At 66.7% G+C, this 25,572-nt stretch carries 23 protein-coding genes; 11 read left to right on the plus strand and 12 right to left on the minus strand.

The annotated features are described in order from the left end of the window. Window positions 1-25 precede the first annotated feature (25 nt). Together puuE and QTH91_RS04745 are read right to left on the minus strand one after the other, a co-directional pair. Window positions 26-979: an allantoinase PuuE gene (puuE, locus tag QTH91_RS04740; protein ID WP_286658862.1), complete on the minus strand. Its 954-nt coding sequence runs from the start codon at window positions 977-979 to the stop codon at window positions 26-28. 26 nt (window positions 980-1,005) lie between these two features. Beyond that, complete coding sequence (locus QTH91_RS04745) at window positions 1,006-1,674, minus strand: GntR family transcriptional regulator (protein WP_286658863.1); 669 nt, start codon at window positions 1,672-1,674, stop codon at window positions 1,006-1,008. Window positions 1,675-1,793: 119 nt separating this feature from the next. Between QTH91_RS04745 and uraH the strand changes: the two genes are divergently transcribed. Continuing rightward, entirely contained in the window at window positions 1,794-2,144 is a 351-nt protein-coding gene (uraH, locus tag QTH91_RS04750; protein ID WP_286658864.1) for a hydroxyisourate hydrolase, read from the plus strand. 16 nt (window positions 2,145-2,160) lie between these two features. Here uraH and QTH91_RS04755 read toward each other — a convergent pair whose 3' ends face one another. Continuing rightward, window positions 2,161-2,679 carry a hypothetical protein gene (locus QTH91_RS04755; protein WP_286658865.1) on the minus strand — a complete coding sequence of 173 codons (519 nt, stop codon included), beginning with the start codon at window positions 2,677-2,679 and terminating at the stop codon, window positions 2,161-2,163. Between the two features lie 59 nt (window positions 2,680-2,738). Between QTH91_RS04755 and xdhC the strand changes: the two genes are divergently transcribed. The 5 genes from xdhC to QTH91_RS04780 all read left to right on the plus strand — a co-directional run bounded on the left by xdhC (window position 2,739) and on the right by QTH91_RS04780 (window position 9,763). Then, complete coding sequence (gene xdhC / locus QTH91_RS04760; RefSeq protein ID WP_286658866.1) at window positions 2,739-3,566, plus strand: xanthine dehydrogenase accessory protein XdhC; 828 nt, start codon at window positions 2,739-2,741, stop codon at window positions 3,564-3,566. Between the two features lie 198 nt (window positions 3,567-3,764). Continuing rightward, window positions 3,765-4,970, plus strand: coding sequence for a urate hydroxylase PuuD (locus QTH91_RS04765; RefSeq protein WP_286658867.1), 1,206 nt, complete (start codon window positions 3,765-3,767; stop codon window positions 4,968-4,970). Window positions 4,971-5,120: 150 nt separating this feature from the next. Continuing rightward, entirely contained in the window at window positions 5,121-6,461 is a 1,341-nt protein-coding gene (locus tag QTH91_RS04770) for a glycerate kinase type-2 family protein (protein WP_286658868.1), read from the plus strand. Between the two features lie 63 nt (window positions 6,462-6,524). Next, a complete protein-coding gene (locus QTH91_RS04775) occupies window positions 6,525-7,916 on the plus strand; it encodes an NUDIX hydrolase (RefSeq protein WP_286658869.1) in 1,392 nt (463 codons plus the stop codon). 20 nt (window positions 7,917-7,936) lie between these two features. Then, the gene (locus QTH91_RS04780; protein ID WP_286658870.1) at window positions 7,937-9,763 is read left to right on the plus strand and encodes an ABC transporter ATP-binding protein; all 1,827 of its coding nucleotides are present in this window, start codon (window positions 7,937-7,939) and stop codon (window positions 9,761-9,763) included. On the opposite strand, the gene QTH91_RS04785 is transcribed toward QTH91_RS04780, so the two are convergent. After that, window positions 9,764-10,678, minus strand: coding sequence for a LysR family transcriptional regulator (locus tag QTH91_RS04785; RefSeq protein WP_286658871.1), 915 nt, complete (start codon window positions 10,676-10,678; stop codon window positions 9,764-9,766). 81 nt (window positions 10,679-10,759) lie between these two features. Between QTH91_RS04785 and QTH91_RS04790 the strand changes: the two genes are divergently transcribed. From QTH91_RS04790 to QTH91_RS04800, 3 genes are read left to right on the plus strand one after another with little or no spacing between them, the layout of a single operon-like run. Then, window positions 10,760-12,178, plus strand: coding sequence for an acyclic terpene utilization AtuA family protein (locus tag QTH91_RS04790; RefSeq protein ID WP_286658872.1), 1,419 nt, complete (start codon window positions 10,760-10,762; stop codon window positions 12,176-12,178). Then, complete coding sequence (locus QTH91_RS04795; RefSeq protein WP_286658873.1) at window positions 12,175-12,546, plus strand: AtuA-related protein; 372 nt, start codon at window positions 12,175-12,177, stop codon at window positions 12,544-12,546. Before QTH91_RS04790 ends, QTH91_RS04795 begins: the two co-directional genes overlap by 4 nt. Before the next feature lie 26 nt (window positions 12,547-12,572). Continuing rightward, window positions 12,573-13,550, plus strand: a complete 978-nt coding sequence (locus QTH91_RS04800) for a Bug family tripartite tricarboxylate transporter substrate binding protein (RefSeq protein WP_286658874.1) — start codon at window positions 12,573-12,575, stop codon at window positions 13,548-13,550. 228 nt (window positions 13,551-13,778) lie between these two features. Here QTH91_RS04800 and QTH91_RS04805 read toward each other — a convergent pair whose 3' ends face one another. The 8 genes from QTH91_RS04805 to QTH91_RS04840 all read right to left on the minus strand — a co-directional run bounded on the left by QTH91_RS04805 (window position 13,779) and on the right by QTH91_RS04840 (window position 23,053). Beyond that, a complete protein-coding gene (locus QTH91_RS04805; protein ID WP_286658875.1) occupies window positions 13,779-14,207 on the minus strand; it encodes an acyl-CoA thioesterase in 429 nt (142 codons plus the stop codon). A gap of 44 nt (window positions 14,208-14,251) precedes the next feature. Continuing rightward, window positions 14,252-15,550, minus strand: coding sequence for a TRAP transporter large permease (locus tag QTH91_RS04810; RefSeq protein WP_286658876.1), 1,299 nt, complete (start codon window positions 15,548-15,550; stop codon window positions 14,252-14,254). After that, window positions 15,547-16,092, minus strand: coding sequence for a TRAP transporter small permease (locus QTH91_RS04815; RefSeq protein WP_286658877.1), 546 nt, complete (start codon window positions 16,090-16,092; stop codon window positions 15,547-15,549). The genes QTH91_RS04810 and QTH91_RS04815 overlap by 4 nt, the downstream gene beginning before the upstream one ends. After that, window positions 16,092-17,141 (minus strand): TRAP transporter substrate-binding protein, encoded by a 1,050-nt coding sequence (locus QTH91_RS04820; protein ID WP_286658878.1) that lies wholly within the window; start codon window positions 17,139-17,141, stop codon window positions 16,092-16,094. Before QTH91_RS04820 ends, QTH91_RS04815 begins: the two co-directional genes overlap by 1 nt. Before the next feature lie 98 nt (window positions 17,142-17,239). Further along, complete coding sequence (locus tag QTH91_RS04825; protein WP_286658879.1) at window positions 17,240-18,931, minus strand: indolepyruvate oxidoreductase subunit beta family protein; 1,692 nt, start codon at window positions 18,929-18,931, stop codon at window positions 17,240-17,242. Between the two features lie 10 nt (window positions 18,932-18,941). Continuing rightward, window positions 18,942-21,095: a thiamine pyrophosphate-dependent enzyme gene (locus tag QTH91_RS04830; RefSeq protein WP_286658880.1), complete on the minus strand. Its 2,154-nt coding sequence runs from the start codon at window positions 21,093-21,095 to the stop codon at window positions 18,942-18,944. A gap of 105 nt (window positions 21,096-21,200) precedes the next feature. Beyond that, window positions 21,201-21,848, minus strand: coding sequence for a c-type cytochrome (locus tag QTH91_RS04835; protein ID WP_286658881.1), 648 nt, complete (start codon window positions 21,846-21,848; stop codon window positions 21,201-21,203). Next, window positions 21,845-23,053 carry a PQQ-dependent sugar dehydrogenase gene (locus QTH91_RS04840; RefSeq protein WP_286658882.1) on the minus strand — a complete coding sequence of 403 codons (1,209 nt, stop codon included), beginning with the start codon at window positions 23,051-23,053 and terminating at the stop codon, window positions 21,845-21,847. Before QTH91_RS04840 ends, QTH91_RS04835 begins: the two co-directional genes overlap by 4 nt. Before the next feature lie 104 nt (window positions 23,054-23,157). Between QTH91_RS04840 and QTH91_RS04845 the strand changes: the two genes are divergently transcribed. Both QTH91_RS04845 and QTH91_RS04850 read left to right on the plus strand, forming a co-directional pair. Continuing rightward, window positions 23,158-24,069 (plus strand): LysR family transcriptional regulator, encoded by a 912-nt coding sequence (locus tag QTH91_RS04845; RefSeq protein WP_286658883.1) that lies wholly within the window; start codon window positions 23,158-23,160, stop codon window positions 24,067-24,069. Window positions 24,070-24,342: 273 nt separating this feature from the next. Further along, a complete protein-coding gene (locus QTH91_RS04850; protein ID WP_286658884.1) occupies window positions 24,343-25,419 on the plus strand; it encodes an OmpA family protein in 1,077 nt (358 codons plus the stop codon). The last annotated feature ends 153 nt before the right edge of the window (window positions 25,420-25,572 follow it).

Here is a 25,572-nt window from a genome sequence, read left to right on the forward strand (position 1 = left end):
GTGTTCGTCTCCCCGGTGCTATCAATCATTCGGAAAAGGGATGGGTCGCCTTCCAGTGGCGGGCGATGTCGACCCGGCGGCACACCCACACATGCTCGTGCGCGGCGATGTGGTCCAGAAAGCGCTGCAGCGCCACGATGCGCCCCGGCCGGCCAAGCAGCCGGCAGTGCATGCCGATGGACATCATGCTCGGGCGGTCGTGGCCATTGGGGTCGCCTTCGGCGTACAGCACGTCGAAGGTGTCCTTCATGTACTGGAAGAAGGGGTCGGCGTGCGAGTAGCCCTGCGGCAGCGCAAAGCGCATGTCGTTGACGTCGAGCGTGTAGGGCACGATGAGTTGCGGCGCCACGCTGCCGTCGGTCTTCTGCACCTTCATCCAGAAGGGCAGGTCGTCGCCGTAGTAATCGCTGTCGTATTCGAAGCCGCCGTAGTCGGCGACCAGGCGGTGGGTGCGCGGGCTGTCGCGCCCGGTGTACCAGCCTACGGCGCGCTCGCCGGTGAGCTGCTCGATGGCCTCCATGCCCAGGCGCATGTGCTCGCGCTCGGTGGCTTCGTCGACGTTCTGGTAGTGGATCCAGCGCCAGCCGTGGCAGGCGATCTCGTGGCCGAGTTCCTTGAAGGCGGCGGTGAGTTCAGGATGCCGCTGGAGCGCCATGCCCACGCCGAACACGGTCAGCGGCAGGCCACGCTTCTCGAATTCGCGCAGCAATCGCCACACGCCGGTGCGCGAGCCGTACTCGTAGATGCCTTCCATGCTCATGTGCCGGTCGGGGTAGGCGGCAGGGTTGAACATCTCGGACAGGAACTGCTCCGAAGCCGGGTCGCCGTGCAGCACGCAGTTCTCGCCGCCTTCTTCGTAGTTGAGGACGAACTGCACCGCCACGCGTGCCTTGCCGGGCCACTGGGCATGCGGCGGATTTCGCCCGTAGCCGATCAGGTCGCGCGGGTAGGGCAGGGTGGTGTCGAAGACTTGAGACATTGAACGCGAGTCGAAGCGGGAAGGGTTCAGGAAAGTGCGAGCGCGATGTCGCTGGTGGGAATCTTGCGGTCGAAGGTGAGGTTGGCCTCGACGTGCAGCAGGTGCTCGGTCATGAGCTGCGCGGCCTTCTCGCCGTCGCGCGCGGCCAGCGCCTTGACGATGTCGGCATGCTCGTCGTTGGAATGCTCGGCCGCCGAGGCGCTCTGGTACATGAGCGTGATGAGCGCGCAGCGCGAGATGAGTTCGCCCAGCAGTTGCGCGAGCACCTGGTTGCCCATGAGTTCGGCCATGCGCACATGGAAGTCGCCCAGCAATTCGGTGCGGCCGGTGATGTCGTTGCCGGCGGAGACCGAAGCCTTTTCAAGCGCGACATGCTCCCTGAGTGCCTTGATCTTGGCCGGCGTGACGCTGGCGGCGAACTCGCGGGCCATCTGCGCTTCGAGCATGCGGCGCACGGCGAACACCTGTCTTGCCTCGTCCACCGCCGGAGCCGCGACGAAGGCGCCGCGGGCGGGCTCCAGCCGCACCAGCCGGTTCTGGGAAAGCTGGAACAGCGCCTGCCGCACCAGCGTGCGCGAGACGCCGAAGTGATCGGCCAGCTTCTGCTCGGCCAACTTGCTGCCGGGCTGCAGACGGTGGTCCACGATGGCACGCGTGAGCGCTTCCACGATGGCGCGGGTCGGGGTGGTCTCCATGAAATTCATGATAGCCCTAAAGACAAGAACTGTATACACTTTTGTCGACCGGATTTTCCCGGACCGATTCCGCGCATCGCCGGGACCGCGCAAGGCACACCACATCAAGGAGAGAGCACATGGGATTGAGCACACACGTACTGGACACGATGCACGGCTGCCCCGCCGCCGGCATGGAGGTCGCTCTGTACACGACGAGCGGCGACGAGGCCACTTTGGTCAAGCGCTTCAACCTGAATTCGGACGGCCGCAGCGACGGGCCGCTCTACGACAACGCCAGCCTCAAGGCCGGCACGTATCGCCTGGTGTTCGACGTGGCCGGCTACTTCGGCCGGCGCGGCGTGCAGTTGCCCGAGCCCAACTTCCTGAACAAGGTCGCGCTCGACTTCGGGGTTGCCCATGCCGACCAGCACTATCACGTGCCCCTGCTGGTCAGCCCCTGGAGCTACAGCACCTATCGCGGCTCGTGATGCGGCCGCGGCGGATTCAATCTTGAAGCTGGCCTTCGCTGAGCGTGTCGAGCTGGAATCGGCCGCCCTTGTCCCACAGCCAGGTGTCGGTCCAGCTCAGCTTGCCGATGCGCGGCGCCGCCGGGTAGGGCGCGGCTTCGAGCACCGTCCGCTCGATCTCGGCGATCACTTCGGGCGCATGGCTGGGCGCGCGCAGCCAATGCATGGTGGTCACGCGCCCGCCGCCGTCGAGCTCGACGCGCAGCGTGCCGATGGCATACAACAGCGGCGGCAACTTGCCCGCATAGATGCGGCCGCGGTTGATCGTGTAGACGTGCTGCGCGGCATCACGCCGGTAGCCGCGCACGTCGACGGCCTGCGATGCCTGCGGCGCCGGCCGTTGCGATTGCGAGGCGCGAGCGTCGCTCAACTGGCCGGGCACCGAGCCGCCGGTGCCGGCGCAGCCGGCCAGCCAAAGGCTCGCGGCGACGAGGCCGCCCATCAGGAGTCGGCGATCGGCAAAAGGGCGATGTGTCGTTCGTTCGGTGGCATGCATCGGCGGATTTATACCGTGCCGCAGCCGGCCGCCGGCGCCTGGCCGGCAAAGGAATGCGAATGAACGGATTGCTCGATCAACTGCTCAGCCAACTGCAGGCAGGCCGCCAGGGCGTGCTGGTCATGGTGCATGCCACGCAGGGCTCGGCCCCGCGCGAGGCCGGCACCTGGATGGCCGTCTGGGACGACGCGATCACCGGCACCATCGGTGGTGGGCAACTCGAGTTCCAGGCCGAGCAGGCCGCGCGTTCATGGCTCGCGGGCGGGTCCGCCATCGACGAGGTGCGGCGATATCCACTCGGGCCGACCCTGGGGCAGTGTTGTGGTGGCGTGGTGTTCCTCGCCTATCGGCGCATCGGCCGCGCAGACGCGGCGGCACTGCGCACCGAATTGGGCGCCAGCCTGAATCCCGTGGCACTTTTCGGAGGCGGCCACGTCGGCGCGGCGCTGGCTCGGCTGCTGTCCACGCTGCCTTTCAAGGTGCGCTGGATCGACAGCCGGGACGGCGTCTTTCCGCAGCATCTGCCTGCGCAGATCGAGACCGAGCATTCCGAACCCGTGCACGATGCAGTCGCCCAACTTGCGGCGGGCTCGCGCGTGTTGATCATGAGCTTTTCGCACGCCGAAGACCTGGACATCGTCATTGCCTGCCTCAGGCGACAACGCGAGCGGGGCGACCTGCCTTACATCGGCCTGATCGGCAGCAAGACGAAATGGGCCACGTTCAGGCATCGGCTGGAAGCCCGCGGCTTCACGCAAGCCGAGATGGATCACGTCACCTGTCCGATCGGCGTGCCGGGCATTGGCGGCAAGGAGCCCGAAGTGATCGCCGTCGCGGTGGCGGCACAGTTGTTGCAGTCGCTCGAAGCGGCGCCGGAGCCTAAGTGATATCCCTTAGCATCGGAGCCAACCAACGGCGACCGAAGTGTATACACTTCAGTCCACAAAGTGCCGCAGCGGAGCGAGACGTCCCCACCGTCTGCGTTCGCGGCAATTTCATCTGCTCACAGCGCCCCGCAGTGGTGAGCAGGCCAAAACATTACAAAGTGGCACCACGCCAGTGCCGCACCAGGGTGGAGTGAATCCATGGAAAGCTACTACCTCGACTGGGCCAACCTGCTGCTGCGCTGGCTGCACGTCATCACCGCCATCGCCTGGATCGGCGCTTCCTTCTACTTCGTCATGCTGGACAACAGCCTCGAGAAGCCCGAGGACCAGGAATCCCTGGACAAGGGCGTCGGCGGCGAGCAATGGGCGGTGCACGGCGGCGGCTTCTACAACATGCAGAAGTACACGGTGGCGCCAAAGAAGATCCCGGACCATCTGCACTGGTCATTCTGGGAAAGCTATTCCACCTGGCTGAGCGGCTTTGCGCTGTTCACCATGTCCTATCTGTGGAACGCGAGCACCTACCTGATCGACAAATCCAAGATGGACTGGCAGCCGGGCGCGGCCATCGCGGTGGCGCTCGCCTTCTTCGTCGTGTTCTGGATGGTGTACGACGGCATCTGCCAGATCTTCGGGCGTCGCAAGAACGGCGACACCATCGTCGGTGTGCTGGTGGCCTTGTTCGTCGCATTCGCGGCATGGCTGGCTTGCCACTGGTTCGCTGGTCGCGCGGCGTTCCTGCTGGTGGGCGCCATGATGGCCACCACCATGAGCGCGAACGTGTTCTTCTGGATCATCCCCGGCCAGCGCAAGAGCGTGAAGGCGCTGCGCGAGGGCAAGCCGGTCGATCCGATCCACGGCCAGCGTGGCAAGCAGCGCAGCGTGCACAACACCTACTTCACGCTGCCGGTGCTGTTCGCGATGCTGAGCAATCACTACAGCTTCACGTACACGCACCAGTACAACTGGATCGTGTTGCTGCTGATCATGGCTGGTGGCGCCGCCATCCGCCAGTTCTTCGTGGTTCGCCACCGCTTCAAGCTCGGCAACGCGAAGAACCCGCTGCCGTATGCGCTGCTGGGTATCGTCATCCTGGGCCTGACCATCGCGTGGATGTCGCCCCAGCCTGCGCCCGCGCCTGCCCCCGGCGAGGCCGTCAAGAAGGTCAGCTACGGCGAAGTTCAAAAGGTGCTGGAGCAGCGCTGCTACATGTGCCACGGCGCCGCAGTGCAGATGAAGAACGTGCGGCTGGACTCGCCCGACCAGGTGGCGGTGCATGCCCAGGGCATCTTCCAACAGGCCGTGCAGGCCAAGATCATGCCGATGAACAATGCCACCGGCATGACGGATGCCGAGCGCGCCTTGCTCGGCAAGTGGTTCCAGGAAGGCGCGAAGACGAACTAGGCCCGCTTGTGGGAGGCCACTTCGGGCCCACTTCGGGCCTACTTCGGGCGCAGGCATCGGCGGCAGCCGTGGCGCCGCCTGCCAGGCAACCGGGCGACGCCTTGCCCTGAGTCAACAGGCCAACGGCCGCGAATGTTGGACACTATTGCCATGACATCCTCGCACTCCGGGTTGGGCCCTGCGCCCGACGCGCGCCAGGCGCCGCGCGCCTTTCTCGAACATCTGTATCGGGTGGCCGTCGATCGCGCGCTGCCGCTGTCCACGCTGGGTCGGCACCTGCCCCCGCCGCCCAAGGGGCGCACTCTGGTGCTGGGTGCCGGCAAGGCAGGTGCGTCGATGGCGCAGGCGCTCGAAGCCCTTTGGCCTTCCGACGCACCGATGTCGGGCCTGGTAGTCACCCGCTACGACCACATCCCCCCACGCCCCGACGGACTGAAGCAGCGCATCGAGATCGTCGAGGCGGCGCATCCGGTACCCGACGCGGCCGGCATGCAGGCGGCCGAGCGCATTCTTGCCCTGACCCAAGGCTTGACCGCCGACGACCTCGTTCTGTGCCTGATCTCGGGTGGCGGCTCTTCGCTGCTGGTGTTGCCCGCTGAGGGCCTGACGCTGGAGGACAAGCAGCGCATCAACAAGGCCCTGCTGGAAAGCGGCGCCAACATCGGCGAGATGAACTGCGTGCGCAAGCACCTGTCGCGCATCAAGGGCGGACGCCTGGCGGCTGCCTGCGGGCCGGCCAAGGTGGTGACGCTCACGATCAGCGACGTGCCGGGCGACGACCCGGCCATCATCGCCAGCGGCCCGACCGTGCCGGACGAAACCACGTGCGCCGATGCGCTGGCCATCCTCGATCGCTACCGCATCGAAATTCCAACGCCCGTGCGTGCAGGCCTGGAAAGCGGCGCGCTGGAAACGCCGGACCCATCTGACAAGGTGTTCGCCAACCACGAGGTGCATCTGATCGCCACGCCGCAACAGTCGCTCGAAGCCGCCGCCGAGGCGGCGCGTGCGGCGGGTATCGAGGCGCACATCCTCAGCGACGAGATCGAAGGCGAATCGCGCGAAGTGGGCAAGGTGCATGCGGCTCTCGCTCGCGCGGTGGCTCATCGTGGCGCCCCCTTTGCGCGCCCTTGCGTCATCCTCTCCGGGGGCGAGACCACGGTCACCATCCGGCCTCGTCAGCCGGGCCAGCCCAAGGGCCGGGGCGGACGTGCCGGCGAGTTCTGTATGGGCCTGGCCGGCGCTTTGATGGGGCAGGCAGGCGTCTGGGCGCTGGCTGCCGACACCGATGGCATTGACGGCGTCGAGGACAACGCAGGCGCCTTCGTCACGCCCGACACGCTGGCACGCGCGAGCCAGGTCGGCAAGAAGCTGTCGGAGCACCTGGACCGCAACGACGCCTATGGCTATTTCGATGCCATCGGCGACCTGCTGGTCACCGGCCCGACGCATACCAACGTCAACGACTTCCGCGCGCTTCTGGTGCTTTGAAGGTGGGCTGATGCCTGCCTTGACCCCGCCCGCGATTGGCCGGCCGAGCTACCATCGACGGCCATGTCGTCTTCCCCATCGCTGAATCCCGCGGCCACGCCGGTTGGCTCGCCTGTTCCCCGTTCGATCCGGCAGTCGGCGTCTTTGGTCGTGCTGCGCGACGGGGCCGAGGGATTGGAAGTGCTGCTGCTGCGGCGTGCCGACAAGCCGAACGACCAGAACAGCGGCGCGTCGGTGTTTCCTGGCGGGCTGCTCGATGCGCACGACCGGCGATTGCATGCCCATTGCGCGGGCCTCGATGATGCGGGCGCCAGCCTTCGGCTGGCCGTACCCACGGGCGGCTTGGATTTCTATGCGGCCGCCGTGCGCGAATGCTTCGAGGAAGCGGGCCTGCTTCTGGCCTGCGACGCGCGCGATCAACTGGTGCCGCTGACCGGCCTGCCGCACGAAACGCTGAAGGCGATGCGTTCAGCCGCTGCCGCCGGCACCGATGCGCTGCTGTCGCTGTGCGACGCGCAGGGGTGGCGGCTTGCCATGGATCGACTCGAATACTTCGCCCACTGGATCACGCCACCGGGCATGCCGCGCCGCTTCGATACGCGCTTCTTCCTTGCTGCCATGCCGCCTGATCAAGAGGTGCTGGTCGACGCGGTCGAGATCGTCGAACACGCATGGCTCACGCCGAGCGAGGCGGTGTCACCCGAGCGTGGCCTCAAGCTGATGAACGTGACGCGGCGCATCCTCGAGCATCTTGACGGCTTCGCGACCGTGGCCGAGTGCGTGGCGCATGCGCGCGCCCAGACGCGCGTCGCGCTCAACATGCCGCGGCTTGCCGGCGGGCCGGGCGGCAAGCGGCCGGTGAACATCGAGGAGCCAGCATGGGCGGAGATCGGCTTTCTCGATCCGGACGGCCGCGGCGACGCGCGCCACACCCTGGAAGGCGGCCTCGTCATGGCGCTGGCACCACGCGTATGGCGCGTCACTTCGGTGGCTACAGAGCCGCATTCGGGCGAGGACGGCGCCTTGCCGGCCGGTCATCACAGCTATGCGGTGGGCGACGCCGAACAGGGCTGGACGCTCATCGATCCGCTCCCGGGCGATGCCGACCAGATGGCGCGCCTGCGCGATGTCGCAAGCAACCAGGTCGTGCGCGTGTGGTCGACACGCGGGCCCTGGCGTGACGCCGAGTTGGCCTTGTTGCGTCAGGCTTGGCCCGGCGCCGAGTTGGCGCAGCCGAGCGCGGGTGACGTGATCGCACTCGCGGGTGGTGCCCAGTTTGAAGTCCTGAGCGGCGCGGGTGCGCGCGACGATGCGCGTGCCTACATGCTGCGGCCCGAGGGGCTGGTGTTTGTCGGCGAAGGATTGTTGGCCGCCCCGGACGCACTGCCTCCGGATGCCGCCTGGGTCGCTGGCGCCCAAGGCTTCCTTCAGGCGGCACGCCCCGTCGCCCACTGATCGGCAAGGCCACGTCTGCCATGACCTCCAGCAGTCCGGGTGCCGCCACCACCGTCGACGGGCCGGGCCGCCATCCATTTCGCGATCTTTATGGCGCGTTGTGGCGCCAGGCCGAGGGCGTGCGCGGCACCTTGCTCAGTGCGATGGGCTTGCTGGTCGGATCGCAGTTGCTTCGGCTTTCGATCCCCTGGCTGGCCGGGCAGGCCATCAACGCGCTGCAGGCCCAGAACTTCGGTATCTCGGGCCGCTGGATCACCGCGCTGGCGCTTGTGTATGTGCTGGCCTGGTGCCTGCACGGGCCTGGCCGCATCCTCGAACGCAACGTCGCGCTTCGCGTGCGCGAGGGGCTGGCGGACCAGCTCTATGCGCGCATCGCCGCGGCGCCGCTGGCTTGGCACGAAGGTCATCACTCCGGACAGATGCAGCACCGGGTGCATCAGGCCAGCCGCGCATTGTCGGACTTCGCGCAGAACCAGTTCGTCTACCTGCAAAGCGTGGTCAATCTCGTGGGGCCGCTGGTGGCGCTGATGCTGCTGTCGCGCCTGAGCGGGGCACTGGCCGTCGTCGGCTATGTGGTCATCGCCTTCGTCATCGTCAACTTCGACCGCGCGCTCATGAAGCTTGCCTGGCGCGAGAACGATGCCGACCGGCGCTACGTGTCGGCGCTGCTCGACTTTCTGTCCAACGCGCAGACCGTCATCGGCCTGCGCCTGTCGGCGGCGTCGCGCAAGTTGCTGGCCGGGCGCATGGCGGCGATCTCGGTGCCGCTCAAGCGCACCGTGGTGCTCAACGAGGGCAAGTGGTGCGCGGTCGACCTGATGGGACTGGCGCTGACCTGGGGCCTGGTGGTGGTCTACGTGTGGCAATCGCGCGAGCCCGGGCAGGCGGTGATGCTGGGCTCCGTGTTCATGATCTATCAATACGCGCAGCAGGCCGCAGGCGTGGTGGGCTCCATGGCCATGAACTTCCAGTCCTTTGCGCGCATGCACACCGACCTGGGTAGTGCCGGCCCGATCTGGGATGCACCTGCGCGCGACCTGCCGCCGGAAGACGAGCGCATCGATGCTGCAGCCGATTGGCGGCGGCTGGACGCCAAGGATCTGGTGCTGCGCTACAAGCCGCGCGGTGGCGGGCCCGCTGCGGCCGATGTCGCATCGCCGCCGCCGAGCGGCCTGCAGGGCATGACGCTGTCGCTTTGCCGCGGGCAACGCGTGGCGCTAGTCGGCCCCAGCGGCGGCGGCAAGAGCACCTTGTTGCGTGTGCTGGCTGGGCTGTATCGCCCTGACGAGGGCCAGTTGCTGTTCGATGGGCACGCCCGTCCGTGGTCGTCGCTGCGCGAGGTCGCCACGCTCATTCCTCAGGAAACGGAAGTGTTCGAAGCCAGCGTTCGCGAGAACCTGGACTTCGGCCAGGGCGAGGCAGACGAAGCACTCTGGGCCGCCATGCGCTGCAGCACCTTCGACGACGTGATCGCCGGCATCGGCGGCTCGCTCGAGACGCCACTGGCCGAGCGGGGCAGCAATCTCTCGGGCGGACAGCGGCAGCGCCTGGGCTTGGCGCGCGGCGTGCTGGCGGCGCGCGGCAGTTCGCTGCTGCTGCTCGACGAGCCCACCAGCGCGCTCGATGCATTGACCGAACAGCGCGTGCTGCACAACATCGCCCAGGCCTTTCCAGATGCGTGCGTGGTGGCATCGGTGCACCGACTGAGCCTCATCGCGCAGTTCGACGCGATCTTGCTGGTAGAGGCGGGCAAGCTCGTCGACAGTGGGCCGCGTGACGAAGTGCTGGCGCGCCGGCCTGCATTGGCCGCGATGGTCCGCGGCGGCCCGCCGACGCCTTCACGTTGATCAACCGATCTTGAGCGCGCCGAGCCGCGCGACGACCAGATCGGCCAGGGCCTGCGCAGCCACCGACAGGCTGCCTTCGCGCCGCTGCACCAGGTAGAGCGTGCGCTTGAGCCCAGGCAATGCCAGCGGCCGGGTGACGATGCCTTCGCGGCGAAAGTGGAACAGCGTCAGGGCCGGCACCACGCTGATGCCCAGGCCGGCTTCGACCAGGCCGGTCACGGTCGCCAGATGCTCCACTTCGAACACGGCATTCATGCGCATGGGATGCAGTGCGGCGTCGAGAGCCTGGCGCACGCTGCTGTTGCGCGCCATCTGGATGAAGGGCCACGGCGCGAGCTTGCGCGCGGTCAGGCGTGTCTCGTTCGCGAGCGGATGATCGGCTCGGCACACCAGATGAAAGTTGTCGGCGCAAAGTCGCCGCGCTCGCAGATCGCCCTGGGCCGAGGTATCCGCGCCCGTGGCTGCCAATGCAAAGTCGACATCGCCGGCGCGCAGCATGGCGATGCAGGCATCGGAGAGCGCGTCCTTCAGGTCGACGCGAATGCCCGGCGCCATTTGCATGAATTCTGCAAACACGCCGGGCAGCCATCCCGCGGCCAGCGAGGGCAGGGCGGCAACGCGAACGCGGCCCTTGCGCAATTGCACATGCTCGGCCAGATCGAGCAGGGCAGTGCCCATGTCTTCGAGCAGGCGACGGGCAGAAGCGTCGAACAGTTCGCCTTCGGGCGTGAGCACCACGCGGCGTGTATCGCGGTCGAACAAGCGGGCGCCCAGGCTGTCTTCCAGGGTGCGGATCAACGCGCTGAATGCGGGCTGCGACAAGTGGCATTGCGCAGCCGCCCGCGTGAAGTTGCGCTGTTCCGCCAGGGCCAGGAAGGCTCGCAACTGGCGCGTGGAAAGCTCGGGCTGGCGCATCGGTCGATTATCTGATTGTTGGATCAATTGATCCGATCTTTCAATTTCACGGATTGTGCATCCGGGCCTAGAGTGCGGCGCATGGCCTTGCCGTCCACCTCTATCGATTCGAACCAGCGCGCTGCGGCGGTGGCGCCCTTGCTCGTGGGTTGCGCCGCCGGCTTCTCGGGCGACCGCACCGATGCCGCCGGCGCCGTGGTCGACACGCTGATCGCGCGTCTTCGCGAAGGGCCCGCCGGGCAGCAGGCCTTCCTCATCTTCGAGACGCTGGCCGAACGCACGCTGGCCCTGGCACAACTGCGGCGCCGCGCCGACCCCAATGCGGGCTATGAACCCTTGCTGGACGACATGCTTCGTCCGGTGCTTGCGCGGTGCCTGGCTCACGGCATTCGCATCGTCAGCAACTTCGGCGCGGCCAATCCCCAGGCGGCGGCGCGGCACATCCTGCGCATGGCGCGCGAGTTGGGCGCACCGGTGCCAAAGGTGATGGCGGTCGAGGGCGACGACCTGGCCGCCCCATCGCAGCGGGCGTTGCTGCGCGAGCAGATGGGCCCAGCTTTCAACAAGCTGAAGGTCGTCAGCGCCAATGCCTACATCGGTGCCGAAGCGATCGCTCAGGCCTTGGGCGAAGGCGCGCAGATCGTCGTGTGCGGCCGCGTGGCGGACCCATCGCTGACGGTCGGGCCGGCCATGTCGCACTTCGGCTGGCGCTCGGACGATTGGCCTCGCCTCGGCCGCGCGACGATGGCCGGCCATTTGCTGGAATGCGGCGCGCAGGTCACGGGCGGCTACTTTGCCGACCCTGGATTCAAGGACGTGCCCGGCATGGCGACATTGGGCTTTCCGATTGCGGAAATCGACGCCGAGGGCGGCTGCGTCATCGGCAAGGCCGACGGCACCGGCGGCATGGTGACGGAGGCGACCGTGAAAGAGCAACTGCTCTACGAGGTGCACGACCCCGCCGCCTATCTCACGCCCGACGTGCGGGCCGATCTGTCGATGGCGCAAGTGCAGACCGTCGGTCCGGATCGGGTCCGGCTCACCGGTGTGACGGGGCATGAGCGCCCCGAGCAGCTCAAGGTCAATGTCTGCCACGAAGGCGGCTGGTTGGCCGAAGGCGAGATCTCTTACGCCGGCCCCCGCGCGGAAGATCGAGCGCGCCTCGCGGCCCAGGTGCTGCGCGAACGCCTGCCCGGGCTTGCGCTGCGCGTCGACCTGATCGGCGCCGTCAGCATCCTGGCCGACGACGCCGGCGCCGCGCTGGCCGCGACGCCCCCTCAGGGCTTGCGAGACGTGCGCCTTCGCGTGGCCGCAGCAGATGCCGACCGGGGTGAGGCCGAGAAGCTCGTGCGCGAGGTCACGGCGCTCTACACCTGCGGCCCAGCCGGCGGCGGCGGCGTACGTACCGCGATCACCGCACGGCTGAACACGCTCTCGGGCCTGGTGCCGCGCAGTGCGGTGCCCACGCGTGTGACTCTGGTCCAGGAGCAACCGACATGAGCCAGATGACCAGCGATCTCGTCGTACCGCTCTATCGCGCCGCACATGGACGCACTGGCGACAAGGGCGACCGCTCCAACATCAGCGTCATCGCCTGGCATCCGGCGCTGTATCCGACCATCGTCGAGCAGATTGACGAGCAGGCCGTGGGTGCGCAGTTCGGTCATCGGCATCCGCAGCGGGTCCAGCGCTTCCTGCTGCCCGGCCTGCACGCGATGAACTTCGTGCTCGACGGCGTGCTCGACGGAGGCGTGAACGATGCGCTCAACCTCGACACGCACGGCAAGACCCTGTCCTTCCTGCTGCTGGACATGCGCCTGCGCGTCCCGCGCGAGCTTGCCCACCACCTGGCGGGCACGGACGACTGATTTCAAACCAAGGAGACAAAGCCACCATGAACCGCAAGAACTTCCTGAGCGCTGCCATCGCGGGCGCAGCATCGGCACTGCTGGCCGGTGCGCCGATCGCTGCGCAGGCCTTCCCCGACAAGCCGGTCACCTTCGTCGTGCCGTTTGCTGCCGGCACCGCCACGGACCAGTTGGCTCGCGCCATCGGCAACGAGTTTTCGGCAGAAGCCAAGCAGCCCGTCGTGGTCGACAACAAGGCCGGTGCCAGCGGGATGATTGCGGCCCAACAGGTGGCCAAGGCTGCGCCCGACGGCTACACCGTGCTCATCACGACCAACACCACGCACGCGGCCAACGAGCACCTTTACAAGAAGCTGCCCTATGACCCGGTGAAAGACTTCGCGCCGATCACGGGACTGGGCAAGGGTGGGCAGTTCATGGTGGTCAACATGTCGTCGTCGGCCAAGTCGGTGATGGACTTCATCGGCATGGCCAAGAAGGAGCCGGGCAAGTACAGCTTCGGCAGCGGCAGTTCCTCAAGCCGCATGGCGGGCGAGTTGCTGCAGCAGATGGCGGATGTCAAGTTGCTTCATGTGCCTTACAAAAGCAACACGCTGGCCGTCACCGATCTGCTGGGCGGGCAGATCGACATGATGATCACCGACAGCGCCACCGGCCTGCCGCAGGTCAAGGCCGGAAAGCTGCGCGCCCTGGGCTATTCGAGCGCCGCGCGTTCGCCGCTGGCACCCGAGATCCCGACGATCGCCGAGGCCGGGGTGAAGGGCTACGAGATGGGCTACTGGTTCGCCGCGTATGCGCCGGCCGGCACGCCGCCGGCGGTGGTCAAGCGACTGAACGAATTGCTTGTCAAGGCCGCGCGCAGCGAGGCGGCCAGCAAGAGCTTCTACGCGCCAACCGGCACGGAGGTGTTCACCACCACGCCCGAGCAACTGGCGACGTTCCAGTCGGATGAGTCTCGGAAATGGGCACGCATCATCAAGACGGCGGGCATCGAGGCGGAGTAGGCCAAGGCCTGCTCAGCAAGTAGGCAATCTGGCGCCAGCCCTTGTGGGACAAGGGCTTTCAAAGTTCTTCCGATAGTTGTCCACAAGCTTGTCCCCGTTCGTAGGGGACATCTTCAATGCGGCGGGCAAACAGTGTCTCGGATTGTTGTATAGCAATTGCGACACGGTGGTGCGCGGGCCGCAGGTTGCTGCGGCGCATCAAGCCGAAGTTGGTGCAGGCGGTGAGCCTCAGGCGGGCTCGTCGCGGCCGCAGGCGCGGGCGATCTCGTCGGGCACGGGCATGGCCTTGAGTCGACCGTCGGGATGCTTGCCGCCAAAGATCCGCACTTCTTCGCATTCGAGGATGAGCGTGTCGCCACGCATCACGCGGTAGGCCTGCACGAAGCTCTTGGCGCGCCACTCGCGGATCGTGGTCTGCACTTCGAGCGTGTCGCCATAGCTTGCGGTGGACACGAAGCGCGCCTGCGTGTCCACCAGCGGCGTGCCGATCACGCCGAGCGTCCTGGTGGTTTCTTCCCACCGCGGCACGCCGCATTCGGTGAAGTAGTGGCGCGAGGCGGCGTCGATCCAGCGAAAGAAGTTGGGAAACCAGACGATGCCGGCCGGGTCGCAGTCGCCGAATTCCACGCGAACCGTGTAGATGATCTGTTTCGTCATTTGCACATTGTCCCGCGCATGGCTTTGCGCCCGGGCCGGTATATCTACATGCGCGAAGGCAACCACATCGCCAGCACCGGGAAGGCGATGATGATGGCCAGTCGAATGATGTCGGTCAGCACGAACGGCGCGACGCCGCGGAAGATGGTGGCAAAGCTCACCCGGTCGACGACGCTCTTGATGACGAACACATTCATGCCCACAGGCGGCGTGATCAGGCCCAGCTCGACCGTCATCACGATGACGATGCCGAACCAGATCGGATCGAAGCCCAGGTGCGTGATCACCGGAAAGACGATGGGCACGGTCAGGATGATCATGGCCATTGCGTCCATCAGGCATCCGAGGGCCAGATACATGAGCATGAGCACCACCAGGACCCCGTAGCGCCCGATGCCCAGGTGCACGAGAAAGTCGGTGATCTTCTGCGGCGTCTGCGTGACGGTCAGGAAGTAGCCGAACAGCAGCGCGCCGATGAGCACGGTGAACACCGCCGCCGCAGTGCGCGTGGCCGACAGAAGCGCCTCGCGGATCTTGGCGCGGTCGAGCCTTCGGCGCGCGATGCCGAGCAGAAAGGCGCCGGTGGCGCCGACGCCGCCAGCCTCGGTGGGCGTGAAGAAGCCGCCATACAAGCCGCCGATCACGAAGATGAAAAGGGCGAGCGGGGCCCACACGCTCTTGAGGTCCGCGAAGCGTTCGCGCCAGGGCTTCTGTTCGCCGCGCGGCAGCCAGTCGGGCCGAACGCGCACGATGATGGCAATGGTCAGCACGTACATCGCCATGGCCAGCAGGCCCGGAATGATGCCCGCCATGAACAGCTTGCCGATGTCCTGCTCGGTCAGGATGGCGTACACGGCCAGCACGGTCGAGGGCGGCAACATCGCGCCCAGCGTGCCGCCAGCGGCAATCACGCCGGTGGAGAACGACTCCGGATACTTGAAGCGGCGCATCTCCGGATAGGCCACGTTGGAAAACGTGGCGGCGGTAGCCACCGACGATCCGCTGATCGCCGCGAAGCCGCCGCAGGCGAGCACCGTCGCAGCGCCCAGGCCGCCGCGCATGTGGCCGATCATCGAGTTGGCCGCCTTGAAAAGCTCCCGGCTCACGCCCGACACCGTGACGATCGCCCCCATGAGCATGAACATGGGAATGACGCCGAAGGTGTAGTCGGACACGGTGCGCAGCGACGTCTGGCCCACCAGCTTGAGGGCGGGCCACACACCCACCACATAGCTGTAGCCCACCACGCCCACCAGGCCCATCGCCATGCCGACCGGCACGCGCAGAAGCATCAGCGCAAACAGCGCCACGAAGCCGATGACGGCCACCAGATCAGTGCTCAAGACTTGCTTTCCTCGATGGACGGGTGGGCGGTTTCGTAGCCTTCGTCGTGCAGTTTGTCGGGCGCGAAGATCAGGCGCCAGGTCCGCACCGCGATCAGGATCACGGCGCAGGCATCGCCTGTCCATGCCACGGCGTAGAACGGCCAGGTGGGCAGGTTCAGGTCATAGGTGAGCACGTTGTCGATGCGGGTGAGGCGCACCTTGTCGAACAGCATGGCGGTCTGCATGATCACGAACACCAGCAGCATCAGCGTGGCGAACACGTCGATCGCCCGCTTCGCGCGCGGACCCACGGCGCTCCAAAGCAGGTCGACCGTGATGTGGCCGCCGCGATAGCTGGTGGCCGCGATGCCCCAGAAGATCAGGATCGACAGGAGCATCCGGCCGAAATCGTAAGCGTCGGGAATGGAGGTGCTGAAGAACTTGCGCAGCACCACCGACACGAAGATGTTCAGCGCCACCACCCCCACCGAGATGGCGGCCAGCCACTCGATGGTGCCGATGATCCGATCGGTCAGGTTGGGCGTGGTGGCTTGCTGCATCAGAGCGCGGCCTTGTACTTGACCAGGCTGGCCTTCAGGTTGTCGAGCACGGCCTTGGGATCTTCGCCGGTCTTCTTCACGCCTTCGGCCCAGGTGCCTTCGACTGGCGCCACGGCCTTGCGCCAGGCGTCGAGTTGCTCGGGCGTGAGCTTGTAGACCTCGTGGCCGGCCTCGGCGGCGATCTTGCCCTTGCCGGCGGCCTCGTAGTCGGCCCAGTTGGCCGCGACCTTTTCGGCCCACTCGCTGGTGCAGTGATCGTCGATCACCTTCTTCTGCGCGGCCGACATCGATTCGTACTTGTCCTTGTTCATGCCCCAGACGAAGGGCGTGACGTACAGCGGCACGTCGATGTGGTACTTGACCACCTTGTCGATGCCGAACAGGATGATCGAGCCCCACGGGAAGGTGATGGCATCGGCCACGCCCTTTTCGAGCGCATCGCGCGCGGCCGGCGCGGAGGCCTGCACGTTGGTGCCGCCCAGCAGCGTCACCATCTGGCCGATGGTGCTGGTGGCGGGACGGATCTTCATGCCGTTGATGTCGGTGGGCAGCGTGATCTTCTTGCGCGCATGGAAGGTGCCGGGGTCGTGCACGAACGCGAAGCAGACCTTGATGTCCTTCATCTCCTTGGCCGCGTACTGGCGATACCAGGCATCGATGGCGGCCGAGCCGCTCTTGCCGTTGGAGAACAGGAACGGCAGCGAGGCGCCCGCCATGATCGGGAAGCGGCCGGGCTGGTAGCCGGGATTGACGTAGGCCAGGTCGGCAATGCCGTCGCGCGCCATGTCGTAGTGGTCGAAGGCCTTGCCCAGCTGCTCCGATGGGAACAGCGTCGCCGTGATGGTCCCGCCCGAAGCCTTCTTGATGTCGTCGGCCCACGCCTGCAATGCAGGATTGAGCGGATGCTGAGCGGGCACCCAGCTCGACATCTTCAGGTTCACGGGCTTGTCTTGTGCGACTGCGGGCGCGCACGCAAGCGCCGCGAGCGCGGCGGCGAGGGCCAGTGCCGCGCGCGATGCGCGAAGGCGGCGATGAAGAATGCTGGGCATGTTTTGTCTCCTGTGGTTCAACGGCTGAAAAGCGTGGCCATTCGCGGCGCGTGCAGATCGTTATTCTTGATAAATGGTCGCCACTTCAGAATCGGCGTTTACCTTGATTTGCCTTGTGTGCTGGGTGTGTTCCTCGCGCCGCCTTCGGTGGGATGGGCCGCATCGGGCTTGCGCATCCAGCGGATCGGCTGGGCCTGCACGGGGCGTGCCGGCGCACCATGGCGGATCAGCGCAGCATCGAGCGCCTTGCCGCTGTCGTCGGCCAGTGCGGCGGTGCGCACTGCGGCAATCGCCTGGGCGCGCGCCTGCGGCTGCGCATCCGCGTCGGAGCCTTGCGCGGTGGCCAAGGTTTCGATGACGTGGATCAGGTTGCGCTTGCCGCGCTCCAGCGTGGCGCCGTAGCCCTTGATCAGCCGGCCGCAGCAGGCGATCTCATGGCCCAGGTCCCAACTGCCGTCGCTGGTGCCGGCCACGACCGCGGCAAGCCAGCGCTCGATCTGCGCCTGCTCTTCCGCGAAGCGGCTGCCCCGACGCCGCTGGCCGCGCAGTCCGGCCAGCACGCGCAGCGAGAGCATGCCCAGCACCGAATGGCTGCCGACCTTCAGCGCCAGCTCCCACGCGGGCTTGCCATGGGCGATGCGCCGGCGGTCCCACGCCTTGAGCCGCGACGCGAAAGCGGCGGGCAGCAGCGCGGCGAACTCGGGCACGCCGGGTTTGAAGTGCTCGTACACCTTCAGGATGTCCTCGTCGCCCGCCTTGACTTCGCGCCGCACGCGCTGAGCGCGCTGAGCGCGGCTTTTCAGGTCGGCCACGCGAACGATGTCGTCGAAGGCCATCCACAGCGCCAGCCAGCGCGCCGTCTCGCGGGTGATGGCCCAGTCCTTCTCGCCGGCAGGGTCGCGCTTCGACTCTGCCTCCAGGACATGCGACAAGCGGTCCAGATAGGTGGCTGCGTAGCGCTCGTCCTGATAGTCCACCAGCCGCGCATAGCCGAGCGCCAGCACGTCCTGCACCGCTGCGGGAAAGCGCTTGCGCGCGGCTTCGGGAAGCGCAGTGCCTGCTTCGCCATCGGGCGACCTGGCGACGTCGTCCACCACCTTGTCCACCACCTCGCGCACCCACTTGGCCTGTTGGCGCGGCGACTGCACTCGGTCGAACGCCTGCGCGAATGCGGCCAGGCTGGCACGAGTCTGGCGGTTCTGCGGCTCGGGCGAGGTGTCACCGCCGCGCACAGCCTGCTCGTAGTGCTCGCGTCGGAACGGCAGCACGCCGCAGCCGGCAATGGCACCGAGCATCACGCTGCTCACGATGGTGCCGGAATCGCGCGCCATGCGGCTCATGTCGAAAATCTGGTGCTCGCGGCTGAACAGGCGCACCACATCGAGCAGCCGCTGCACGTCGGCACGCCCGTCGCCCGGAACCATGCGTTCGGCGGTCGTGAGGGTGCGCGCCGACGAGGTGATGATCTGCGTGCGGTCCGGATGCGTCATGCCATTGCCGATCTGGCGCACCGTCTCCAGCAACTCGGAAGAGACCAGCAGATCCAGCGTGCCCGGCACCGGACTCAGGCTGAACACGGGGCGCCGGCCCTGCAGTTCATGAAGCGGCCTTGGGAAGACTTCCAGGTAGTACGTCGTGGCGCCGGTGCGCTGTGCCACGCCCGGAATGGACGTGCTTTGCGCCGCATACCCGGCAATGCGCGCGGTTTCGATCAGCCATTCGGTCAGCACGCCGCCGCCTTCGCCGCCGAGCGCGCACACGAGCACGCAGATGGGTTGGGTTGTCTGCATGATGTTCGGCTCAGGCGGGCTGCAGTGCGCGCACGATGCGAGAGCGCAATCCATGCACCAGTCGCTCGTGCCATTTCGGGTGGGTGATGACTTCTGCGCGGTAGAAGGAAGGGCACAGCGTGGCCGCATGCGCATTGGCGCCGCACAGGCCGCAGCCCACGCAGCCGTCGATCACGGTGGCGACCGGGTCGACCTTGAGCGGATCCGGGTTGTCCTTGAGCGTCAGCGTCGGGCAGCCCGAAAGGCGGATGCAGGCATGGTCGCCGTTGCACACGTCTTCGTCCACGCCGTACTTCACGCGCATCACGCGTTCGCCGCGCTTGAGCAACTGGGCGATCCACGGGCGGATGCGGCGCTGCCGCTCGAGCTGGCATTCGCCTTCGGCGATCACCACCTTCAGGCCCTGGAAGTCGCTGGTCAGCGCGTCGACCAGCGTTTTGCGCATCCGGGCCACGTCATAGCTGTGCACCGTGCGCAGCCATTGCACGCCCATGCCCTTGAGCGTGGTCTCGATGGTCTGGTTCTTGTCGACCAGGCTCTGCTGCTTGTCGACGGCCGCTTCCTTCACGGCCTCGTCGGGCGTGGAGATGATGTCCTGCGTGCCGGTGGCCGAGGTGTAGCCGTTCTTGAAGATGAGCAGCACGGCATCGTCGCCGTTGAAGATGGCGCTTTGCACGCCGGTCAGCAGCCCGTTGTGCCAGAACCCGCCGTCGCCCATCACCGACAGCGTGCGTCGCTGCATCACGGGCGACACCCCGGCTCTGCTGGCCAGGCTCATGCCGTAGCCGAGGATGGAGTGGCCCATCGAGAAAGGCTCGAAGGTGCCGAAGGCATGGCAGCCGATGTCGGCGGCGATGTGCACCGGGCCGGTCTCCTGCTGCGCGAGCTTGAGCGCCGAGAAAACGGGGCGTTCGGGGCAGCCCACGCAGAAGCTGGGCGGCCGGTTGGGCAGCGGCTGGCTGGCCAGCATGCGGGCTACCTCTTCGCGACGTTGACGGTTGACGTCGATCCACTCGCCTTGCTGCGCGGTCTGGCCGGGAACGTATTGGCGCGCCCACGTCGACAGGCCGCCGGCCATCACCTCAACGCCGAGTTCGCCGGCCAGCGGCAGCATGTCCTTGCCGTGCAGCGGCGTGGTGATGCCGCGCCGGCGCAACTGGGTGGCGATCTCCTGCTCGATGTACTCGGGCTGGCCTTCCTCCACCACCAGCACGCTACGCTTGCCGTCGCAGAAGTCGGCCAACTGCTCGGGAACGAGCGGACAAGTGACGTTGAGGACCAGCAGCGGGATCGCGCTTTCGCCGAAGGCGTTGGCCAGGCCGATCTGCTGAAGGCTGCGCAGCAGCGCGTTGTACAGCCCGCCCTGCACCACGATGCCCAGGTCGGCGTGCCGGCCCGGCATCAGCTCGTTCAGTCCGTGTTCCACCACGTAGCGGCGCGCGGCGGGAATGCGCTCCTCGCCCTTGAGCTTTTCCTGCCGGAAGGTCACGGGCGGATGCGCCAGCCGCATGTAGTCGAAGCCGGCAGGCTCTTCCATCAGCGCGCGGGTCGACACGGCGGGTGCACGGTTGTCGCGGCATTCGAAGCTGCCGCGTACATGGCAGGCGCGGATTCGCAATTCCATCATGCAGGGCATGTTGGAGGCTTCGGACAGCGCGAAGCCGTGCTCGACCATGCGCACCATCTGGCCGAGGTCGGGGCGCGGATCGAGCAGGCACATTCCGGACTTGAGCGCATAGGCATGGGTGCGCTCCTGGATCACGCTGGCGCCTTCGCCGTAGTCCTCTCCGACCACGATGAGCACGCCGCCCTTGACGCCCGGCGAAGAAAGGTTCGACAGCGCGTCGGCCGCCACGTTGGTGCCGACGATCGACTTCCACGTCACCGCGCCGCGCAACGGGTAGTGGATGGAAGCCCCCAGCATCGCCGCGGCCGATGCCTCGTTGGCGCAGGCCTCGACATGCACGCCCAGCTCATCCATGTAGGGCTTGGCCTGCACCATCACGTCCAGCAGGTGCGACACCGGCGCGCCCTGGTAGCCGCCCACATAGGCCACGCCCGATTGCAGCAGTCCCTTGGTGATGGCAAGAATGCCCTCGCCGTGAAAAACCTGGCCCGCGCCAAGGCGCAAGGCCTCGATGTCCTTGCGAAACGAAACTTCCAACGCTGTGTCTCCCGAGTGGCTTGGCGCGGGCGGTCCGCGCATGGCTGTTGCTGCGATGGCCCGCGCTCGCTGCTCCCGGGCCGATGTGATCGAAGGGCGCGGCTGCTACTTCTTGGCAGGCGCTCCTGCGGCCGGCGCCGGCGACGCGGCGCTGAAGCGTGCGAGGTAGTAGGCGAGGGTGTCCAGGTCTTCGGGTGTCGTGCGGCTCACCGCCTCGATCATCGCCATCGTGTAGCCCACGCGCTTGCCGCTCTTGTAGCCCTGCAGCACGCCCTTGAGGTAGTCCTCGGTCTGGCCGGTCAGGCGCGGCACCTGCTGGCCGCCGCTGAAATCCGCGCCGTGGCAGAACACGCATTTGTGCTCGCTCGACAGGGCCTTGCCGCGCGCCATGCGATCGGCGTCTACGGGCCCCGCGGGCGGCGCTACAGGCACCGGCGGCAGTGTGCCGATGAAGTCCGAGAAGCCGCGCAGGTCGTCGTCGGTGAGTGTCTTGGCCACCGCGCTCATCATCTCGTTGGACCGGCGACCTTCGCGGTAGAGAAAGAGCTGCGTCACTGCATAGAAAGAATGCTGGCCGGCCAGCGACGGCGCGCCGGGCATCGTGCTGACGCCCTTGGCACCGTGGCAGGCGGCGCAGGTCTGCTCATAGCGCTTCGCATAGTCGACCTTGCCTTGCGCCGCCGCAGGCGCTGCGATGCTTGTCGTGAGGGCGGCGGCCGCGGCGAGGGCGGCGATGCGAGCGCGTTGCTTCATTTGCCGTAGCTGATGCGGTAGATGGCGCCGGCGTGGTCGTCGCTGACCAGCAAGGAGCCGTCCTTCATCACCAGGAAGTCGACCGGGCGGCCGAGGTAGGTGTTGTTCTCGACGAAGCCGGTCATGAAGGGTTCGACCTTCGCGCCGCCCTTGCCGTCAGGCCAGGCCACGGACACGTCCGCGTACTTGACCGAGCGGTTCCAGGGGCCGTGGCGCGCGATGAACATCGCGCCGCGGTACTTGGCCGGGAACATCTTGCCGTCGTAGAACTTCAGGCCCAGCGAGCCGGCGTGCGGCCCGAGCAGAGCGGCGGGCTTGACGTAGTCGCTGCACTTCTTGCCCCAGCCGAACTCGGGGTCGGGGATGTTGCCCTGGTGGCAGTACGGATAGCCGTAGTGCTGGCCCAGCTTGGCCTTCATGTCGACGCGGTTGAGTTCGTCGTTGGGCAACTCTTCGCTGAACCAGTCGCGTCCGTTGTCGGTGAACCAGAGGTCGCCCGTCTTCGGATCGAAGTCGAAGCCCACGGTGTTGCGAACGCCAGCGGCAATGGTCTCGACATTGCTGCCGTCCAGGTCCATGCGATAGATCTTGGCCCACTCGCCCGGGTCGCAGATGTTGCAAGGGGCGCCGACCGGGAAGTACAGCTTGTTGTTGTGGATGCGCAGGAACTTCCAGCTGTGGTCTTCGCCGCCGGGCAGCTTGTCGTAGATCACCTTCGGCTCGCCCGGGTTGTCGAGCTTTCCGTCGATGCCGTCGTAACGCATGATCTTGGTGTTGGTCGCCAGGAACAGCGTGCCCTTGTCATAGGCGATGCCGGCAGCCAGCGGCATCTTGTCGATCACCGTCTTGAGTTCGCGCTTGCCGCCCTTGTCGGTCACGGCATAGACCTTGTTGCCCACGAACAGCGTGCTCACGAACACCGTACCGTTGGCGCCCTGTCGCAACTCGCGCGCGTCGAGCACGCCGGGCATCCATGTCTCCACCTTGAAGCCGGGCGGCAGCTTGAATTTCATCGTCGGCAGCTTGTCGGCCGCCGTGGGAATGGGGAATGCCGGCACCGGGGCCATGCGCATGGCCTCGTCCGTCTTGGGACGGCCCTTGGCCCAGCCCGGCTCCGCCTCGGGCTTCTGTTGTGCCTGCGCCGCGCCCGCCGTGCACAGGAGGAGCGCCGCGAGGGCGGGAATCAACTTCGGAATCCGTGGCATACGTGTCTCCTCGGTTCTTTGCTCGATATAGCGGCGAATTGCCGCCGGGCGAAAGTGTGCGTGCGCAAGAGACATCGATCAATAAAATAAGCCGCCTAAGTCATATGCATGAAATTCATACTGAAGCGATCGATCTGAACCTCCTGCGCCTGTTCGATGCGGTCTACCGCACGGGCAGCGTCAGCCGGGCGGCAGAGGTGCTGGGCGTGACGCAGCCGGCGGCCAGCCACGGCCTGGGCCGCCTTCGCCTGCTGCTGGGCGACGCGCTGTTCACGCGGGCTGCGGGCGGCGTCGCGCCGACGAAGCGCGCGGAGCGACTGGCCGTCGCGGTGCAGTCGGCGCTGGCCACCATCGAGGATGCGCTGAACGAGCCCGATCGATTCGACCCTGCGCAGTCGCGCAAGACGTTCCGCATTCACATGAGCGACATCGGCGAAGGCCGATTCCTGCCCGTGTTGATGGCAGCGTTGGCACCCAAGGCGCCGGGCGTTCGCATCGAGACGATGGCGCTGGCACCGTCGGAGATCGCGCCGGCGCTGGACAGCGGAAGGCTTGACTTCGCCTTCGGCTTTCTGCCCGAGGTGAAGGACACGCAGCGCCGCCTGCTGCTCAAGGACCGCTACATCGTCCTGCTGCGCGCTAATCATCCCTTCGTCGGGCCCCGGCGGCGCGGCGCGGCCTTGCTCGAGGCACTTCGCTCGCTGGAGTACGTGGCGGTGCGAACGCATGCGGAGACGCTGCGGATCCTGCATCTGCTCAAGCTCGAGGATCGGGTGCGCCTGACCACCGAGCACTTCATGGTGCTGCCGGCGATCGTGCGCGCTACCGACCTGGCGGTAGTCATGCCGCGCAACATCGCCCGCGGCTTTGCGCTGGAGGGCGCCTACGAAGTGGTGGAGCCGACCTTTCCGCTGCGCGACTTCGAGGTCGCGCTGCACTGGAGCAGGCGATTCGAGGATGACCCTGCCAATCTCTGGCTGCGGGAGTTCATCGTCACCACTTTCAAGGAGGCTTGACTTGCTCCGAATTGCGCGCGCGGCTCGCCACTGACATGCCGCCTTCAAGGCCGATCCAAAAAAGTTCCGGACAAAACGTTGCTGCACTGCAACCAGCGCAATTCGCCCCTGCAAAAAGTGCAACGGCGCGTGGGGACCCTAGGCACAGTTGACACATTTGATTGCGCTTGTGCCAAACGGAGCGATGGGCGGGGTCTATTTTTCAGCTTCGTTTGGCTTCGGCCGAGACTTGGCTGGGGCTCCTTTCAACAACGTTCTGAGCGAGGCTTCTTCATGTCCGTCCGACGCACCCTAGCGACTTGCATTGCGCTTGCTGTCCCGTATGCCGCCTGCCTTGCGCAGACGAGCTACACCTCCGCGACGTATTTCGACGATCGTCCGTACATCACGCCATTCGGCGCGTATGTGAATCCGGACAGCGATCGACGCGCCGATGACGGATGGGGCGCCGGCCTGGCCATCGGCAAGCCGATCAGCCCGTACTGGAACATCGAGCTGCGCGGGATGTACGAGGAGCTCGACACGTCGCTTCTGGCCGCGGACGCCAAGTGGAAGAACTGGAGCGGGACGCTCGACGCTCAGTGGTTCTTCCTGGGCCGCCAGGGTTGGGACAAGGCGCGCAGCATCCAGCCCTACCTGGTGGGTGGCGTCGGCTACATCGAGGACAAGGTCAGCACGCCCGGCGGCAGCTTCAGCAAGGGCAGCTTCATCGCCAACGCTGGCGTCGGCTTCGTCTGGCCCTTCGCCAGTTGGGGCCGGTTGACGGCGGATGCGCGTTATCGCTACGACGACAACAGCAACCGCCGCGTGTTTCTGGCGGATGGCCACTACGACGACTGGATCTTCAGCGTCGGCCTGCAGATCCCGTTCGGTGCGGCGCCCATGGTTGCCGCGGCGCCCCCGCCACCGGCACCTGCACCCGCGATGGCGCCGCCGCCCCCGCCGCCGACTCGCAACATCACGGTCCAAGGCGACGGAACCTTCCAGTTCGACAAGGCCGTGCTGACCGCCGAAGGGCGCAATCGCATCGACGCTGCGATGCGAGACCTGAGTGCGCAGAACTTCCGCGCGCGCCAGATCTCGGTGGTGGGCTATACCGATCCGCTGGGCAGCACCGAATACAACCAGCGGCTGTCGGTGGCGCGGGCCAATGCCGTGCGTGACCACATGGTGCGCGCCGGTGTGCCAGCCGGCGTGATCCAGACCGAAGGCCGCGGCGAGTCGGACCTGAAGATCACCGAGGCCGAATGCCGTTCGCAAGGCGCGAGGAGCCGCTCGGCCCTGATCGCCTGCCTGCAGCCGAACCGGCGCGTGGAAATCCGCGCGGTCGGTGAGATGGCGCCGCAGTAAGTGAGAGAACCGGGCCGGCATGTGCCGGCCCCTGCCCGGCGCCGCTCGCCTTGGTGCGCGAGCGCGTTGGCGCGAGAATTGCTCGTCGCAGCATCGGGTTAACCCGCTCCTTCCATAGAGGCGCCCGGATAGGCGGTATTGGCACAGTGCTAT

It is taken from the genome of Variovorax dokdonensis, assembly GCF_030316895.1.
GTDB classification, from domain to species: domain Bacteria; phylum Pseudomonadota; class Gammaproteobacteria; order Burkholderiales; family Burkholderiaceae_C; genus Variovorax; species Variovorax dokdonensis.